The organism is Aurantimonas sp. NFXS3 (assembly GCF_049132005.1).
Classification (GTDB): Bacteria; Pseudomonadota; Alphaproteobacteria; order Rhizobiales; family Rhizobiaceae; genus Aurantimonas; species Aurantimonas coralicida.
Map to the genome: position 1 here is coordinate 1,020,310 of NZ_JAGDDZ010000001.1, position 16,589 is coordinate 1,036,898.

Annotated in this window: 15 protein-coding genes and 1 tRNA gene; 11 read left to right on the forward strand and 5 right to left on the reverse strand. The window is 67.1% G+C overall.

The genetic code is table 11. The features are described 5' to 3' along the window. Positions 1-66 precede the first annotated feature (66 nt). Complete coding sequence (locus tag J3367_RS04645; RefSeq protein ID WP_024351468.1) at positions 67-363, forward strand: hypothetical protein; 297 nt, start codon at positions 67-69, stop codon at positions 361-363. A 19-nt stretch (positions 364-382) separates the two neighbouring features. Here the strand turns inward: J3367_RS04645 and J3367_RS04650 are convergent, their stop codons facing one another. Then, a complete protein-coding gene (locus J3367_RS04650; RefSeq protein ID WP_148233775.1) occupies positions 383-652 on the reverse strand; it encodes a hypothetical protein in 270 nt (89 codons plus the stop codon). Between the two features lie 110 nt (positions 653-762). Beyond that, positions 763-1,062 carry a hypothetical protein gene (locus J3367_RS04655; RefSeq protein ID WP_024351466.1) on the reverse strand — a complete coding sequence of 100 codons (300 nt, stop codon included), beginning with the start codon at positions 1,060-1,062 and terminating at the stop codon, positions 763-765. 148 nt (positions 1,063-1,210) lie between these two features. Between J3367_RS04655 and J3367_RS04660 the strand changes: the two genes are divergently transcribed. Further along, positions 1,211-2,152: a LysR family transcriptional regulator gene (locus tag J3367_RS04660; protein WP_029703421.1), complete on the forward strand. Its 942-nt coding sequence runs from the start codon at positions 1,211-1,213 to the stop codon at positions 2,150-2,152. 78 nt (positions 2,153-2,230) lie between these two features. Beyond that, positions 2,231-2,515, forward strand: a complete 285-nt coding sequence (locus J3367_RS04665) for a hypothetical protein (protein ID WP_024351464.1) — start codon at positions 2,231-2,233, stop codon at positions 2,513-2,515. 72 nt (positions 2,516-2,587) lie between these two features. Here J3367_RS04665 and J3367_RS04670 read toward each other — a convergent pair. After that, positions 2,588-2,661 (reverse strand) — tRNA-Cys (locus J3367_RS04670). Positions 2,662-2,883: 222 nt separating this feature from the next. Here J3367_RS04670 and J3367_RS04675 point away from each other — a divergent pair. The 7 genes from J3367_RS04675 to J3367_RS04705 all read left to right on the forward strand — a co-directional run bounded on the left by J3367_RS04675 (position 2,884) and on the right by J3367_RS04705 (position 14,037). Beyond that, on the forward strand, positions 2,884-3,537 hold the full coding sequence (locus tag J3367_RS04675; RefSeq protein WP_024351463.1) for a protein-L-isoaspartate O-methyltransferase family protein: 654 nt from the start codon (positions 2,884-2,886) through the stop codon (positions 3,535-3,537). Between the two features lie 198 nt (positions 3,538-3,735). Next, positions 3,736-5,148: a TolC family outer membrane protein gene (locus J3367_RS04680; RefSeq protein WP_024351462.1), complete on the forward strand. Its 1,413-nt coding sequence runs from the start codon at positions 3,736-3,738 to the stop codon at positions 5,146-5,148. Between the two features lie 187 nt (positions 5,149-5,335). Further along, positions 5,336-6,607: a PopZ family protein gene (locus J3367_RS04685; protein WP_280137476.1), complete on the forward strand. Its 1,272-nt coding sequence runs from the start codon at positions 5,336-5,338 to the stop codon at positions 6,605-6,607. A 137-nt stretch (positions 6,608-6,744) separates the two neighbouring features. Next, positions 6,745-9,588: a valine--tRNA ligase gene (locus tag J3367_RS04690; RefSeq protein WP_024351460.1), complete on the forward strand. Its 2,844-nt coding sequence runs from the start codon at positions 6,745-6,747 to the stop codon at positions 9,586-9,588. Positions 9,589-9,961: 373 nt separating this feature from the next. Continuing rightward, positions 9,962-11,224, forward strand: a complete 1,263-nt coding sequence (locus J3367_RS04695; protein ID WP_024351459.1) for a long-chain fatty acid transporter — start codon at positions 9,962-9,964, stop codon at positions 11,222-11,224. A 265-nt stretch (positions 11,225-11,489) separates the two neighbouring features. Next, positions 11,490-13,214, forward strand: a complete 1,725-nt coding sequence (gene ilvD, locus J3367_RS04700; protein WP_024351458.1) for a dihydroxy-acid dehydratase — start codon at positions 11,490-11,492, stop codon at positions 13,212-13,214. Beyond that, a complete protein-coding gene (locus J3367_RS04705; RefSeq protein ID WP_024351457.1) occupies positions 13,201-14,037 on the forward strand; it encodes a tetratricopeptide repeat protein in 837 nt (278 codons plus the stop codon). Before ilvD ends, J3367_RS04705 begins: the two co-directional genes overlap by 14 nt. A 60-nt stretch (positions 14,038-14,097) precedes the next feature. On the opposite strand, the gene xth is transcribed toward J3367_RS04705, so the two are convergent. Next, positions 14,098-14,880, reverse strand: a complete 783-nt coding sequence (gene xth / locus J3367_RS04710) for an exodeoxyribonuclease III (protein WP_024351456.1) — start codon at positions 14,878-14,880, stop codon at positions 14,098-14,100. Between the two features lie 7 nt (positions 14,881-14,887). Then, entirely contained in the window at positions 14,888-15,229 is a 342-nt protein-coding gene (gene erpA, locus J3367_RS04715) for an iron-sulfur cluster insertion protein ErpA (RefSeq protein WP_024351455.1), read from the reverse strand. 106 nt (positions 15,230-15,335) lie between these two features. Between erpA and J3367_RS04720 the strand changes: the two genes are divergently transcribed. Continuing rightward, positions 15,336-16,568, forward strand: a complete 1,233-nt coding sequence (locus tag J3367_RS04720) for a deoxyguanosinetriphosphate triphosphohydrolase (RefSeq protein ID WP_024351454.1) — start codon at positions 15,336-15,338, stop codon at positions 16,566-16,568. Positions 16,569-16,589 lie beyond the last annotated feature (21 nt).

The window sequence follows — 16,589 nt, forward strand, 5'->3', positions numbered from 1 at the left end:
TGTGCGGACGGGGCGCCGCGCCCATTTCGCAGCGCAGGTGACGGGCCACAAGGAATGCCGCAGGTCATGGACGAACAGCAGGACGTGCCCGATGCCGGCGGCCACGACGAAGCGTCGGTCCGCAAGGCGCACCGTATTGCGGTGATGGGGCGCGACATGCCGCTGCCCGCCTCGCGCGGCCTGCGGATCGCCACGGGCGCCGCGCTGGTCCTGGGCGGCACCGTCGGCTTCCTGCCGATCGTCGGCTTCTGGATGATTCCCGTCGGCCTTCTGGTGCTGTCGGTCGATCTCGGCCCGGTGCGGCGGTGGCGCCGCCGCACGGCGGTGCGCTGGGGCCGCTGGCGCGCAACCCGCCGCAACTGAGCGAGCGGTTGTCGGCCCGTCAGCGCAGCCGCGTCGGCCGCCACACCACGATATTCGGACGGCGGTCCCGATCGAGCTCCCTGGCCTCGACCTCGCAATCGCGTTCGCGGCATTCGCGGCAGCGAAACGCCAGCTTTTCCAGCGGGCCTGCTGGATCGGCGGCCATGGCCAGGTCCACCGCCAGGAACGAGGCGGCATGGCCGCATTTGCGGCATGTGGCGGTGACCAGCATGCCGCGGCGTGCGGCTTCGCCGAGGGTCCCCGATCGTGGTCTGCTGGTATCGCTCATGCCCGCTAGATGGAACGAAGCATGAACATCGTCAACGGAAAAAAGGGCGCTGCCGCAAGTCCGGCAGCGCCCCGCGGGCGACGGGAGCTGGGAGGATGCTCCGGTGCCGATTACAGGCCGTTGGCGACCGGCTGATAGGCCAGCGGCGTGACGGTCGTGCGGGTGGCGGGCGCGAATCGCGCCGCGTCACGGGCGGTCTGCGGTGCGGCCGTGCGTTCGGTGCGGGTCACGCGGCGAGCGTCGCTGCGAACCGCATCGTTGCGGTCGGCCGCGGCGCGCTGGCCGGACTGGAACTCGCCGTAGAAATGGCCATAGCCGACGTCGCCGGTGGAGGCGAGCTGGGCCGAGGCCGGAGCGGCGAAGGCGAGGGATGCCGCGAGGCCTGCGGCGAGGAGCGAAAGCGTCTTCATGGCAATGGTCCCTTGGTTTGGGGCTCCGGCGGACTGCGCTTGGCAGCATCCGAAAACCCGCTAATGATGCGATGCATCAGACCTATTGTTGGAACGCTCCCGGTGGTAGATGGCGGAATTGCAACTCGTCGTCCTACTGGTGGAACGCATGCCCAATCTCGATGACCTCTTCTATTTCGAGGCCGTGGTGCGCCATGGAGGCTTTGCCGCGGCGGGCCGGGCGCTGGGCATTCCAAAGTCGAAGCTGAGCCGCCGCGTCGCGGCTCTGGAGCAGCGGCTCGATGTCCAGCTCTTGGAGCGCTCGGCCCGTCGGCTGTCGCTGACGGCGGTCGGCGACGTATTCTACGGCCATTGCCGTGCGGCGCTCGCCGAAGCCGAGGCGGCCGAGGAGGCGGCCCAGACCCTGACCGCCGAGCCGCGCGGGCTGGTTCGGCTCGGCTGCCCGCCGGGCTTTGGCGAACATGCGCTGGCCGGCGTGCTGCCGGCGTTCTTCGCGGCCTATCCCAAGGTGCGGCTGCAATTGCTGGTGTCGCTGGAGACCATCGATCTCATTGCGGAGCGGGTCGACGTGGTGATCCGCGCCAATCTCGCCTTCGAGGAGAACTCCGACCTGGTGGCGCGCAAGCTGGGCCCGATCGGCATCGTCCTGGTGGCGAGCCCGGCCTTCCTAGCGGCGCATCCACCCATCGCGCGACCGGAGGATCTGGCCGGCCTGCCGACGATCGCCCATCAGAAGACGCAGGACCAGAGCATTTGGGAGCTCTATGACGGCGCCGACCGGCCGGTGCGGATCCGCCACGAACCCCGGCTGCTGGTCAACGACTTCGCCGTCTCCCGCGAGGCCGCCATCGAAGGGCTGGGCGTCGCGATGCTGCCCCAGGCGGTCTGCTACGACGCGCTCGCCTCGGGCGCGCTGGTCCGGGTGCTGCCGGATTATCATGCCGGCGAGAGCATGGTGCATCTTCTGTTCACGTCGCGGCGCGGCATGCTGCCGGCCGTGCGGCTGCTGGTGGATCACCTGATCGACACGCTGCCGGAGGTGATGCGGCGCAAGCGCGCGGCCGTATACGAATCGCAAACCGTCGCCTGAGCGCCAAGTCGCTCATCTGGAACCGAATTCCGCTTCGACCCCTTTCGCTTTCCAACAAACGAATGAGAGGCGGATACAATGTTCAAGCAGCTTGCGGCAGCCCCGATCCTGGCAGCAGCGCTCTTCACGGTTCCGGCCATCGCGCAGTCGACCTCCGGCGATTCCCTGTCGCAGGGGATGATCGAGATGGCGTCGCTGTCGGTCGAGCCGCGCGAGAGCCGCAGCATCAAGAGTGCGTCCAACGGCGTGCCGATCCCGACGCCGCGGCCGGAAACCATCCGCAACATCGCGCCGCAGGAGCCCGTCGAGCGCACCGCCGAAGGCTATCGCCTGATCGGCCCGCGCTTCTTCCCGGCCCAGTAAGCCGCATGCGCTGACAGGCGATGGTGCCGCCGGTCGTCGAACTGTCGTGAATACAATGTAGGGGGAGAAAGCTGGAGGCCTCGGAGGGAATCGAACCCCCGTGCAAGGATTTGCAGTCCTCTGCGTAACCACTCCGCCACGAGGCCTCACCGGCGCTGTACCTACTGATTTGATTGGGCTCTCGCAAGCCCCTCCGATCCGATCTGCGAACATCGTCATGCCGGCACGCCGGCAGCCCCGGTTTTCTGTCACGCCGCAACGCCGAACGGTGCGTTGCGGCGATCTTCGCCTTGCCTCGCTTCTAGGGCGCGACTAAGGAAACGACAGAGAACAAGGCGAAACGGCGACGAGAGATCGGAATGTCGACCATGGACTTTGATGCCGCCCGTACGCGGATGGTGGACAACCAGATTCGCACCACCGACGTGACCCGCCACGAGATCCTGCGGGCCTTCCTCGAGGTGCCGCGCGAAGAGTTCGTGCCGGCCGCGCGCAAGCCGCTGGCCTATATCGACGAGGACGTGCCGCTCGGCAACGGCCGCTTCATCATGGAAGCCTCCCCCTTCGCCAAGCTGATCCAGCTCGCCGCGATCCGTCCCGACGACGTCGTTCTCGATGTCGGTTGCGGCACCGGATATTCGTCGGCGGTGCTGTCGCATCTGGCCGGCTCGGTGGTCTCGCTGGAGCAGGATCCGGAGCTTGCGGAAGCGGCGACCGAGAACCTCGCCCGGCTCGACTATGTCACCTGCGCCGTCGTCGAAGGCCCGCTGAACGAAGGCTATCCGTCGGAAGCGCCGTTCGACGTCATTTTCGTGCAAGGTTCTGTCGACATCCTGCCTGAAACCCTGCTCGAACAGCTTCGGGATGGTGGCCGTCTGGTCGTCGTCGAGGGGCAGGGCAATGCGGCGGAAGCCAAGCTCTACTTCAAGGACGACAACGGCGTCGTCGGCAGCCGGTTCGGATTCAACTGCAGCATCCGGCCGCTGCCGGGCTTTCAGAGGAAGGCCGAGTTCGCCTTCTGAGCGATCAGCATCGTTGCAGATTTGCCGATTCGCGAAACAAATGCCGGGCAGGGGGCCGTGTCGCTTGATCGATCGGCCGTGCGCCTGATTAGTATGCCCCAAACCTCAAATGGCATTCCCGGGTCTGACGTTTCCGGGAGACGTCGGGGCGGGGGCGGTGACCGTTACCTAAGTGGGCCGCGTCATGGAGTATGAACATTGATCGGCAAGACTGTGATTGCCGCGCTTCTGGCCGCGGGCACGCTGTTGTCCTCTCCCAGTGGGGCGCTGGCGGAAACGCTGACCGGGGCGCTCGCAAAGGCCTACAAGTTCAATCAGGATCTCAATGCCGCCCGCGCCCAGCTCCGCGCGACTGACGAGAACGTGCCGCAGGCCCGCTCGGCGCTCAGGCCCTTCATCAGCGGCGTCGGTTCGGCGAATGCCAGCCGCAGCCGCACGACCCGTGGCGACGACCTGCCGCGGATTCGCGACCGGACCGACTCGATCGGTTTCGGTGTGCAGCTGAACCAGACGATCTTCGACGGCTTCCAGACCCAGAACAACGTCGCCGCGGCGCAGGCCCAGATCCGGGCAGCGCGCGGCAATCTGTCCAACACCGAACAGAACGTCCTGTTCGATGCTGCCAGCGCCTACATGAATGTCCTGCGTGACCGGCGCATCGCCGCGCTGCGCCGCGAAAATCTCGGCTTCCTCGAAGAGCAGGTGCGGGCCGCCGGCGCACGGTTCGAAGTCGGCGAAGGCACGCGGACCGACGTCGCCCAGGCCGAATCGCAGCAGGCGCTCGCAACGGCGCTTCTGAACAGCGCGCTGGCGCAGGTGGCGTCCAGCGAGGCGACCTATTTCGACATCATTGGCGATTCGCCCGATAATCTGGTTGCCGGCACGCTGCCGTCCGGCGTGCTGCCGCGCTCGGTCGACGAGGCCTTCCGCATTTCTCAGGCGGAGCATCCGGCGATCCAGGCGACGCTGGCAGCGGTTGACGCGGCGGCCTTCCAGGTGAAGTCGGCGGAAGGCGCCTTCCTACCCGAGCTCAGCCTGACCGGCCGTGTCGATGACACTTACGCGCTCAACGAGCGTGACCCGTCCAGCCTGCCGGGCGTGCGCGTGAACACCCAGAACGAGGTCTCCGCCTCGGTCGGGGCGCAGCTGACGATCCCGATCTATCAGGGCGGTCGCGCCAGTTCCGTCGTGCGCCAGGCCAAGGAAGTGCTCGGCCAGCGGCGCATCGAAGTGGATGGCGCCCGTGATCAGGTGCGTGCCGCGGTGGCGACGTCATGGGCGCAGCTGCAGGCGGCGCGGGCCAACATCACGGGCTACCGGGCCCAGGTCGACGCGGCGCGGCTCGCCCTCAACGGCGTCATCGAGGAGCGCAATGTAGGCCAGCGCACCACGCTGGACGTGTTGAACTCCCAGGCCGACGTAATCTCGGCGCAGATCCTGCTGGCCGGTTCGACCCGCGACGAGGTCGTCGCCGGCTATGCCGTTCTGTCGGCCATCGGCCGCCTGTCCGCCGAGCGCCTCAACCTCGTGGCGAATGTCTATCGGCCGACCGAGCATTACGAGGCGGTCGAGGACAAGTGGTTCGGCCTGCGCACCCCCGACGGCCGCTGAGCCTCGATCGGGCGAGCGCCGGACCCCGCGAAGCGAGTCCGGCCGGCAACAGCACGCTGCAAGAAGCTGGTGATAGAGACGCTGAAGGGCCTTGCGGGATTCCCGTCGAGGCCCTTTGCGCTTAGGCTTCACGCATGATTCGAGCGATAGGGTCTGCGCCTGTCGCCCAATTTTGCGGGAGCTCGTCATGAGCAATGCTCTACCGGCACGGGAACCGTCCATGGACGAGATCCTGGCCTCCATCCGGCGTATCATCGAAAGCGGCGAGGAGAAGTCCCCCTCGCGCCGGGCTGCGGCCAAGCCGGCCGCTTCGGTCGAGCGCGATGATATGCAGGCTGGCGAGCCGGCAATGCGCGCGCAGCAGGGTTCCAGGCCCGCGCTGACGGAGCCGCGCCTCGAGAACCCGGCACCGGTTCAGGCCGAGCGCGACGAGGTCTCGGGCTTCGACGGGCTCGGACGCCCGGCCAACGATACGGTGCGTCAGGCCCCCCGGCCCAAGCTCGGGATCGTGCCGCCCGCGGCGCCGGTCGCGGACGATGAGGATGTCGCAGACGACGCCGGGATGTCGTCCGGCCCGGGCCTCTCGCTGGACATGGTCGAAGACGAGGTCGAGACGGCCGTCCGACAGGCGGTTGCGGCCCATGACGGCCGCCTGGGCAATGCGGCGGATGCGACCGACGCGGACATCTTAGAAGACGTGACGGCGCTGTCGTCGGCCCGGCTGCAGGCTGCCTCGCTCGCCGCGGCGTCCGAGCGCCGGACGGACGCGGTGCGCGATTCCGTTGCCGATGTCTCTGCCATGGCTGCCACTGACGACGAAGACGAAGTGCCTGCTGAAGCGCGGCTGGAGCCGGCGGAGGCGATGGCCTCCGCGCAGGCTGCACCGATGCCGGCCGGGTCCATTGCAACATCGTCCGCTGCCGAGGTTTCGGCCGAAGCCGACGAGCCAGCCGATTATCTCGGCGAGTTCGACGAGGACGAGTTCGCCAGCGAGCTTCTCGACCGGGCCGGCCTGTTCGAGGCGGGCCGGGCCGACGCCGACGTCGATGTGGCAACAGATTCCGTCGTCGGCGATAGCGCCGAGGACGAGGACCGGGAGGCCGAAGAGGCTCCCGCCATGACCGCGCGCCCGTCGTCGCAGGCGCACGAGCCGGCTGAGGTCGAGGCCAAGGCCGCGGAAGCTGTCGAGGCGCCGGCGGCGCCGTCCGCACCGGTGGCGGCGACGACTGCGGCCGACATCCACGCCCTTGTCTCGCATGAGGCCGGCGAGCGCATCGCCGGGTCGTTCGAGGATCTCGCCCGCGTCATCCGCGACGAGCAGATGCGCACCATGGACGAGACCGTCCGCCAGATGCTGCGGCCGATGCTGCAGGAATGGCTCGACGACAACCTGCCGCGCCTCGTCGAGCGGCTGGTCCGCGAGGAGATCGAGCGCGTCGCCCGCGGCGGTCGCCGCTGACAAACCCGGCCTGCGGCGCGCAGATCGCATCGCGGGCCGACACGGCTCTTCGTTGACAGTGTCGAAAGCAAGGCTGTAACCGGTTCTGGAACATCACCGCCCCGGGGAATCCGGCTGGCGCGCGCACCGGACAAGCCATGATCGAAAAGACCTATGACGCCGCGGCGATCGAGCCGCGTATCGCCGAGCGTTGGGAAGAGGCCGAGGCCTTCCACGCCGGAGCCGGCGCCGCCGAGGACGCCGAAGCCTTCTCGATCGTCATTCCGCCCCCCAATGTCACCGGCTCGCTCCACATGGGGCACGCGCTGAACGACACGCTGCAGGACGTGCTGGTGCGCTTCGAGCGCATGCGCGGCAAGAAGGTGCTGTGGCAGCCGGGCCTCGATCACGCCGGCATCGCCACGCAGATGGTCGTCGAGCGTCAGCTGGCCGAGCGCAAGGAGCCAGGCCGGCGCGACATGGGCCGCGACGCCTTCATCGAGCGGGTCTGGCAGTGGAAGGGCGAATCGGGCGGGGCGATCCTCGGCCAGCTGCGCCGTCTCGGCGCGTCCTGCGATTGGTCGCGCGAGCGCTTCACCATGGACGAGGGCCTGTCGAAGGCCGTGCTGCACGTCTTCGTCGAGCTCTATCGCAAGGGCCTGATCTACAAGGACAAGCGTCTCGTCAACTGGGACCCGAAGCTGCTCACGGCGATTTCGGACCTCGAGGTCGAGCAGAAGGAGGTGAAGGGTCACCTCTGGCATTTCCGCTATCCGCTGGCCGATGGCGTCACCTACGAGCATCCCTACAATCTCGATGCCGAGGGCAACCGCATCGCGTGGAAACCGTCCGACGGCGAGCCCGCCGGCTACGAGACCCGCGACCATCTGGTCGTCGCGACGACCCGGCCCGAGACCATGCTGGGCGACAGCGGCGTGGCGGTCAGCCCCGAGGATCCGCGCTACCGCGATCTCGTCGGCAAGTCCGTCATCCTGCCGCTGGTTGGCCGCCGGATTCCGATCGTCGCCGACGAATATCCCGATCCCGAGGCGGGCACCGGCGCGGTGAAGATGACGCCGGCGCACGACTTCAACGATTTCGAGGTCGGCAAGCGCCACGATCTCATGCAGATCAACATCCTGACGATCGCCGCGAAGATCACGCTGGCCGAGAACGAGGCCTTCCTCGACGGTCTGGAGGAGACCGCCGAGCTCGAGCGCACCATTGCGGCGCTCGACGGCGAGGACCGCTTTGCCGCGCGCGAGGCCATCGTCGCGATGATGGAGGAGGGCGGTCTCCTTGCCGCCGTCGAGGACCATCCGCACACGGTGCCGCATGGCGACCGCGGCGGCGTGCCGATCGAGCCGTTCCTCACCGACCAGTGGTATGTCGACGCCAAGACGCTGGCCGAGCCGGCCATCGCCTCGGTGCGCGAGGGCCGCACCAAGTTCGTGCCGAAGAACTGGGAAAAGACCTATTTCGACTGGATGGAGAACATCCAGCCCTGGTGCATCTCGCGTCAGCTCTGGTGGGGCCACCAGATCCCGGCCTGGTACGGGCCGGACGGCGAGATCTTCGTCGCCAAGACCGAGGAAGAGGCGGTCGCCGCGGCGCTGTCGCATTATGTCACCAACGGCACAATCGACGACGAGGAAGCCCGCGCCATGGCCGCCGACCCGGCGCGCCGCGACGGCTTCCTGCATCGCGACGAGGACGTTCTCGACACCTGGTTCTCGTCGGCCCTCTGGCCGTTCTCGACGCTCGGCTGGCCGGACCAGACGCCGGAACTCGCGACCTATTATCCGACCAGCGTCCTCGTCACCGGCTTCGACATCATCTTCTTCTGGGTCGCCCGGATGATGATGATGGGCCTCGAATTCATGGACGAGGAGCCGTTCCACACGGTTTATGTCCACGCCCTGGTGCGCGACAAGACCGGCGCCAAGATGTCGAAGTCGAAGGGCAATGTGGTCGATCCGCTCGATCTCATCGACGAGTTCGGCGCCGACGCCCTGCGCTTCACCCTGGCGATCATGGCGGCGCAGGGCCGCGACGTGAAGCTCGATCCGCAGCGCATCGCCGGCTACCGCAACTTCGGCACCAAGCTGTGGAACGCGACCCGCTTCGCCGAGATGAACGGCGCCGTGCACGGCGGCACCCTCGATCCGTCGCAGCTCACGCTGCCGCTGAACCGCTGGGTCGTGACCGAGCTCGGCCGCACCATCGCCGAGACTGAGACCGCCATCGCGGCCTACCGCTTCAACGAGGCGGCGGCGACGCTCTACCGCTTCGTCTGGAACCTGTTCTGCGACTGGTATGTGGAGCTGGCCAAGCCGGCTCTGATGGGCAGCGACGAGGCTGCGGCCAACGAGGTGCGGCACGTCATGGGGGCGGTGCTCGACCGGATCTACGCGCTGCTGCATCCGTTCATGCCGTTCATCACCGAGGAGCTGTGGCAGGTGACCGCCGCCGGCGAACGCGCCTCGCTGCTCTGCCATGCGGCCTGGCCGGTGCTCGACTTCGCCGACCGCGACGCCGCCGACGACATCAACTGGCTGATCGAGGTTGTGTCGGAGATCCGCTCGGTGCGGTCCGAGATGAACGTGCCGGCGGCGACCGAGGCCGATCTCGTCGCGGTGGCGCCGGATGCGGCGACCGCGGCGCGGCTGGAGCGGCACGGCGCCGCGGTGAAGCGGCTGGCACGGCTGGCGACCATCGTCACCGCGGAGACCGCGCCGGAACAGTCGGCGCAGATCCTCGCGGCAGGGGGCAGCTTTGCCCTGCCGCTGGCCGGGCTCATCGACGTCGCCGCCGAGCGCAGCCGCCTTGGCAAGGCCCGCGACAAGGCCCTGGGCGAGATCGAGCGGATCGACCGCAAGCTCTCCAACCAGAAGTTCGTCGCCAACGCGCCTGACGAGATCGTCGAGCAGGAGCGCGAGAAGCGCGAAGGCTACCGGATCGAGGCCGACAAGCTGTCGGCGGCGCTCGAACGGTTGCAGTAGCCTTACAACCGGGAGCACGGCGTTTCCTTGCATGGAGGCGCCGTGCTCCTGCAAGGCCCGGTATCATCCGGCCCTTGGCCCCGAGCCGTCGATCTGTCGTATTTATGACACGCTCGGGACACGATTTTGTCTCCTCGTGCCGCGCGCGCGCCGATCTCTCCCTACGTAACTGCCCGTTCCCCAACGCGAAAAAGCAGAATGTGCAAAGGCTTGCGCAGGCTTCGCCGGCTATGATCGCCGCTGTGGCGGAAGCGTCGCAATCGCCCCGGTGTTGCAACCGGGGAGTTCCGGACCGCGAATTTATCGTTTACGTTTGCGTCAACTTTCAGCGGCTGGGTTCCCGCGGAAGTTCAACAAGAGTGGGGGGATTCCATTGCGAACTTTTCTGACAACGATTCTCGGCGCGTCCCTGGCTTCGGCGGCGCTCAGCACGTCGGCCCTCGCCGGTGGCTTCCAGCGCGGCACGGCTGACACGGACATCCTGTTCGAGCAGGGCACCGCCGTGATGCGGACCGGCGTCACCTACGTCAATCCGCAGCGCGGCTTCGAGTCGATAAACGGCCAGAGCGGCAATTTCGGCACCTATACGCAGGATTACCTCATCCCGTCGCTGGCCTTCGGCATCAACAGCGAGATGGCTGGCTGCGCAGGCACCTACGTGATCTCCTTCGCGGCGGAATCCGACTACACCGGCGCGCCGGGCGGGGCGCTTCCGGCTGGTCCGACGGCCAATTCGCGAACCGAGACGAGCGAGTTCGAGTCGAACGAGTTCGGCCTGACCTGCCGCCTGTCCTACACCAATGACATCGGCCGCTTCAGCATTCTCGGCGGCGTCTTCGCCGAAGACTTCACCTTCGATGGAACCAGCCTCTCTGCGACTCCGATCAATGCGGTTCCGGTGTTCCTGCCGGTGCGCACGACCGTCGAGACGAAGAGCGACTATGCATACGGCTATCGCGTCGGTGCGGCATTCGAGAAGCCGGAAATCGCTCTGCGCGCCCAGGTGATGTATCGCTCCGAGGCAACGCATGATGAGTTCACCGGTACCGGACAGGTGACGGCGAACGGCGATGCCTACATCATCGGACCCGGTGGCGTGCAGGTTGTCGTGCCCGGCGCTCCGGCTCCCGGAACTCCAGTTGCGGCAGGCACCTCCAACTTCTCGGATGTCGTCAGCCCGCAGAGCCTCTACATCAACGCGCAGACCGGCATCGCACCGGGCACGTTGCTGCTGGCGTCGTTCCGCTGGACCGACTGGAGCACCAACGGCACCGCCGTCAGCTCGATCACCACCGGTGGCGTGACCCGCTCGAGCCTGTCGCCCTACAACTGGCGTGACGGCTACACGGCGTCGATCGGCCTCGGCCGGGCGTTCACCGACGAGATCTCGGCGGCCGTCTCGGTCGGCTACGATCGCGGCGTGTCGACCGGTTCGGAGACGACCTACACCGATCTCTACACCCTGGCCGGCGGCGTCTCGTTCAAGGCCAATGAGTGGAGCGAGCTGCGCTTCGGCGGTCTCGTCGGCTACTGGACCGATGGCGAGCAGTCGACCAGCGACGGTGCGTACTTCAATGCCACGGTCGGCGACGATTTCGTCTATGCGGTCAACGCCTCGATGAAGTTCACTTTCTGAGTCCGGTCTTACGACCAACTCGTTGAAACACAAGGAAGGCGCGTCCGCAGGGCGCGCCTTTTTGCTGGCCGGGACCCTCTCGCGGGCATCGAGGCGAATTCGCTGCTTGTGGGATCGCTGCAACACTATTGCAGCGGAGCATCGCCTATAGTCCGCCGCGGGGAGCCATGCCCCGTTGCCGCCACAAAACCCGCTCACCCCAGAGGTGCTGATCGGGCGCGGCGTCGAGGCGGGCCATGAACAGCGTTGTGTACGAGGGGGACCGATGGACGCGCATTCGATCGACAAGAAGAACCTGCCCAGCCGGCATGTGACCGAGGGGCCGTCGCGCGCGCCGCACCGCTCGTATCTCTACGCCATGGGTCTCACCAAGGAAGAGATCCATCAGCCGCTGGTCGGCGTCGCCTCCTGCTGGAACGAGGCCGCGCCGTGCAACATCTCGCTGATGCGCCAGGCGCAGGTCGTCAAGAAGGGCGTCGCGGCAGCCCGCGGCACGCCGCGCGAATTCTGCACCATCACCGTCACCGACGGCATCGCCATGGGCCATCAGGGCATGAAGGCCTCGCTGGTCTCGCGCGACCTCATCGCCGATTCGGTCGAGCTGACCATGCGCGGCCATGCCTATGACGCGCTGGTGGGTCTGGCCGGCTGCGACAAGTCGCTTCCGGGCATGATGATGGCGATGGTTCGCCTGAACGTGCCGTCGGTCTTCATCTATGGCGGGTCGATCCTGCCGGGCAATTTCCGCGGCCAGCAGGTCACCGTCCAGGACATCTTCGAGGCGGTCGGCAAGCATTCGGTCGGCGAGATGAACGATGACGATCTCGACGAGATCGAGCAGGTCGCCTGTCCGTCGGCCGGTTCCTGCGGCGCGCAGTTCACCGCCAACACCATGGCGACCGTGGCCGAGGCCATCGGCCTGGCGCTGCCCTATTCCTGCGGTGCGCCGGCGCCCTACGAGATCCGCGACAAGTTCTGCTACGCGTCGGGCGAGATCGTCATGGAGCTCCTGGCCCGCAACATCCGGCCGCGCGACATCGTCACCCGCAAGGCGCTGGAGAACGCCGCCGCCGTCGTCGCGGCGACCGGCGGTTCGACCAATGGCGCCCTGCATCTGCCGGCGATCGCGCATGAATGCGGCATCGAGTTCGACCTGTTCGACGTCGCGGAGATCTTCCGCAAGACGCCCTACATCGCCAACCTCAAGCCGGGCGGCAAATACGTCGCCAAGGACATGTTCGAGGCCGGCGGCATCCCGATGCTGATGAAGACCATGCTGGACCATGGCTATCTGCACGGCGACTGCATGACCGTCACCGGCCGCACCATTGCCGAGAACATGGCGAAGGTGACCTGGAACCCGAACCAGGACGTCATCCATCCGGCCAACACGCCGATCACCGAGACCGGCGGCGTCGTCGGCCTGAAGGGCAACCTCGCCCAGGACGGCGCCATCGTGAAGGTGGCGGGCATGAAGAACCTGCGGTTCTCCGGCCCGGCGCGCTGCTTCGATTCGGAAGAGGAATGCTACGAGGCCGTCGCCAAGCGCCAGTACAAGGAAGGCGAGGTTCTCGTCATCCGCTACGAGGGCCCGCGCGGCGGACCCGGCATGCGCGAGATGCTGTCGACCACGGCGGCGCTCTACGGCCAGGGCATGGGCGACAAGGTCGCGCTGATCACCGACGGCCGGTTCTCCGGCGCGACCCGCGGCTTCTGCATCGGCCATGTCGGCCCGGAAGCGGCGCTCGGCGGTCCGATCGGCCTGCTGCGCGATGGCGACATCATCACCATCGATGCCGTCGCCGGGACACTGGACGTGGACGTGTCGGATGACGACATGAAGAAGCGGGCCGAAGACTGGAAGCCCCGCGAAACCGACTACCAGTCCGGTGCCATCTGGAAATACGCCCAGCAGGTCGGCACGGCGCGCCTCGGCGCAGTGACACATCCGGGCGGAGCGGCGGAAAAGCACTGTTATGCGGACCTCTAGTTCGTTCCTGTCGGTCTCGATCCTGGCGTTGACGCTGCTTGGCAGTGTCGGCGGGTCGGCGCTTGCGCTCGACCCGGCGGCCAGGGTCAATCCCGACGCAGGACCGCTGGAACTCTTCTCCTTCGGCTTCAAGGCCTATCAGCGCGGCGAGAAGGTGGAAGCCTTCGAGGCGCTGCGCTACGCCGCCGACAAGGGACATCCCGGCGCGCGCTGGAAGCTCGGCCGGATGTATGCCGAGGGCGACGGCGTGCCGGAGAACGACTACGAGGCCTTCAAGATCTTCGAACAGATCGTGCGCGATCAGGGCGAGGAGGAAGGCAACTTCACCAATGCCGCCTACGTCTCCAGCGCGGTCGTCGCGCTGGCCGACTATCTGCGCGTGGGAATCTCGGGCAGTCCGGTGGCGGTGGACCTGCAGCGTGCGCGGCAGTTCTACTTCCACGCCGCGTCCTATTTCGGCGACGCCAAGGCGCAGTTCGAACTGGGCCGCATGACGCTGAACGGGGAGGGCGGCAAGGCCAATCCCCGGCAGGCGGCGCGCTGGCTGAATCTGGCCGCCGAGAAGGGCAATGTCGGCGCCGCGGCGCTGCTCGGCTATCTGCTGTTCGACGGTGACCGCATCTCGCTGCCGGCCCAGCCGGTGCGCGGGCTCGGCATGCTGACCATGGCGCTGAAGCAGGCCTCGCCGCGCGACGAAAAGTGGATCCGTCCGCTGCAGGAAGAGATCTTCGCGATCGCCTCGGAAAACGAACGGCGCACCGCGCTCGCCTATGCCGAGCAGCAGATCGCGTCCGCGACCGGCATGGTCAGCACCAAGAACTGATCATCTGCGGATAGTTTGCGACGGCCGCGTCTGCGCTCCGATGGAATGCGTCAGAGCGGCTCAGGCTGCCAGTTCGACCAGCACCGGGACGTGGTCCGACGGCTTTTCCCAGCCGCGCACATGCCGGTCGATCCCCGCCGATGCCATCCGGTCCTGCGCCTCGGGCGACAGCAGCAGATGGTCGATGCGGATGCCGTTGTTCTTCTGCCAGGCACCGGCCTGATAATCCCAGAAACTGTAGGTGCCGTCGGCATCGGTCGTGGCGCGGATCGCGTCACTCAGCCCCAGATTGATGAGCCGGCGATAGGCCGCGCGGCTCTCGGGCTGGAAGAGGGCGTCGCCCGTCCAGTTGTCGGGCCGCGCCGCGTCGGTGCGTTCGGGGATGATGTTGTAGTCGCCGGCCAGCACCAGCAGTTCCTCGCGGGCCATGCTTTCGCGGGCATGGGCGTGGAGACGCTGCATCCAGGCGAGCTTGTAGGTGAATTTCTCGGTGCCCAGCGGATTGCCGTTGGGCAGGTAGAGCGAAGCGACCCGCAAGGGGCGGCCGTGGAAATCCCAGACGCCCTCAATGAAGCGGGCATGCTCGTCGCTGCTGTCGCCCGGCAGCCGCGGCTCGATCGAGACCGGCTTCTCCTTCGACAGGAGCGCGACGCCGTTGAAGCCCTTCTGGCCATGCGTCTCCACATGGTAGCCGAGCGCCTCGAGCGCCTCGCGCGGGAAGGTCTCGTCGACATTCTTGATCTCCTGCAGGCAGGCGATGTCGGGCGAACGTTCCCGCAGCCAGGCGAGAAGGGCGTCGAGGCGGGCCTTGACGCCGTTGATGTTCCAGGTCGCGATCAGCACGGGGGCGTCAGACCGAGAAGGACGTGCCGCAGCCGCAGGAGGCGACGGCGTTGGGATTGCGGATCTGGAAGGACTGGCCCATCAGGTCGTCGACGAAATCGACCACCGAGCCTTCCATATAGACGATCGAGACTGGGTCGATAACGACCCGCGCGCCGTCGCGCTCGAGGATGATGTCGTCCTCCTCGCGGCCGCTGGTCAGGTCGTATTTGTAGGAAAAGCCCGAGCATCCGCCGCCTTCGACGGAAATGCGCAGCGAATCGGCGTCGTCGCTTTTCGACAGGATCGCCGCGATCCGCCGGGCTGCGGCTTCGGAAACGGTGACGGTGTGATCGGTGGTGTCGCTCATCTTGCCGTTCGGCGCGTCGTTGGCTGGCGCGCCGCTCCTTGTTCGAGGGCTGACACTTAAGTATGGACGCCGGGTTGGCCGGTCAATCGGGACGGATCGTTTCGCGATGGATGAATCCCAGGGAACACGCGACGCGGCATTCGCGCGGATCGGGATGGGCGGCATCGCCCGTGCCCCTTACGCCGTGCAGCCCGAGGAATCCCGCGGCCGCCTCTATCCCGAACCCGCCAGCCGCACCCGCACGCCGTTTCAGCGCGATCGCGACCGGATCGTCCATTCGACCGCCTTTCGCCGGCTGAAGCACAAGACCCAGGTCTTCGTCGCCGACGAGGGTGACCATTTCCGCACCCGCCTGACCCACACGATCGAAGTGTCGCAGATCGCCCGCGCCTTCGCCCGGGCGCTGCGGCTCGACGAGGATCTGACCGAGGCCATCGCGCTGGTCCACGATTTCGGCCACACGCCCTTCGGCCATGCCGGCGAGCGGGCCCTCGACCGGCAAATGGCGGCCTATGGCGGCTTCGACCACAACGCGCAGTCGCTGCGGATCGTCACGGCGCTGGAGCATCGTTACGCCGAGTTCGACGGGCTGAACCTGGCCTGGGAAACGCTGGAGGGGCTGGTCAAGCACAATGGCCCGCTGGTCGGGCCGCGGGCCGAGCCGGGCACGCTGCTGCCGAGGCCCGTGGCGGATTTCGACGCGCTGTTCCCGCTGGAGCTCGATGGCTTCGCCAGCCTCGAAGCGCAGGCCGCGGCGATCTCGGACGACATCGCCTACAACACCCATGATCTCGACGACGGGCTCAGGGCCGGCTTGATCGACGTGGAGGATCTGCGCGAGCTGCGGCTCGCCGGCGCCATCCTGAAGGAGGTCGAGGAGGCCTATCCCGGTCTCGACCGCACCCGCACCGGCCACGAGATCCTGCGACGCCACATCACCCGCATGGTCGAGGACGTCATCGGCACGGCGCTCTCCGGCATCGCCGCCATCGACCCGAAGAATGCAGGGGACATCCGCTCGGCCGACCGCGCGATCGTGCTGTTCTCGCCGGCCATGCGTCAGGCGGTGGACGAGACGCGGCGTTTCCTCTTCGAACGGGTCTATCGCAACGAGAGCATCATGCAGGTGATGCGCACCGCCGAAGGCATCGTCGATGCGCTGTTCGAGCGGCTGATGGCGCGGCCCGACCTGATGCCGGGCGACTGGAGCCGCGATGCGGACAGGCTGCCGGCGGACAAGCTGGCGCGGCGCGTCTCGGATTACCTCTCGGGCATGACCGATACCTTCGCCATGGCCGAGCATCGCCGGCTGTTTGACGTCACTCCGCAATTGCGCTAGCCGGCCTTTCCTTCTTTAAGG

What these genes read in the sequence shown, in the direction of transcription:
- J3367_RS04645 (WP_024351468.1), top strand. Translation starts at nt 67, where the DNA reads ATGGACGAACAGCAGGACGTGCCCGATGCCGGCGGCCACGACGAAGCG.
- J3367_RS04650 (WP_148233775.1), bottom strand. Translation starts at nt 652, where the DNA reads ATGAGCGATACCAGCAGACCACGATCGGGGACCCTCGGCGAAGCCGCA.
- J3367_RS04655 (WP_024351466.1), bottom strand. Translation starts at nt 1,062, where the DNA reads ATGAAGACGCTTTCGCTCCTCGCCGCAGGCCTCGCGGCATCCCTCGCC.
- J3367_RS04660 (WP_029703421.1), top strand. Translation starts at nt 1,211, where the DNA reads ATGCCCAATCTCGATGACCTCTTCTATTTCGAGGCCGTGGTGCGCCAT.
- J3367_RS04665 (WP_024351464.1), top strand. Translation starts at nt 2,231, where the DNA reads ATGTTCAAGCAGCTTGCGGCAGCCCCGATCCTGGCAGCAGCGCTCTTC.
- J3367_RS04675 (WP_024351463.1), top strand. Translation starts at nt 2,884, where the DNA reads ATGGACTTTGATGCCGCCCGTACGCGGATGGTGGACAACCAGATTCGC.
- J3367_RS04685 (WP_280137476.1), top strand. Translation starts at nt 5,336, where the DNA reads ATGAGCAATGCTCTACCGGCACGGGAACCGTCCATGGACGAGATCCTG.
- J3367_RS04690 (WP_024351460.1), top strand. Translation starts at nt 6,745, where the DNA reads ATGATCGAAAAGACCTATGACGCCGCGGCGATCGAGCCGCGTATCGCC.
- ilvD (WP_024351458.1), top strand. Translation starts at nt 11,490, where the DNA reads ATGGACGCGCATTCGATCGACAAGAAGAACCTGCCCAGCCGGCATGTG.
- J3367_RS04705 (WP_024351457.1), top strand. Translation starts at nt 13,201, where the DNA reads ATGCGGACCTCTAGTTCGTTCCTGTCGGTCTCGATCCTGGCGTTGACG.
- erpA (WP_024351455.1), bottom strand. Translation starts at nt 15,229, where the DNA reads ATGAGCGACACCACCGATCACACCGTCACCGTTTCCGAAGCCGCAGCC.
- J3367_RS04720 (WP_024351454.1), top strand. Translation starts at nt 15,336, where the DNA reads ATGGATGAATCCCAGGGAACACGCGACGCGGCATTCGCGCGGATCGGG.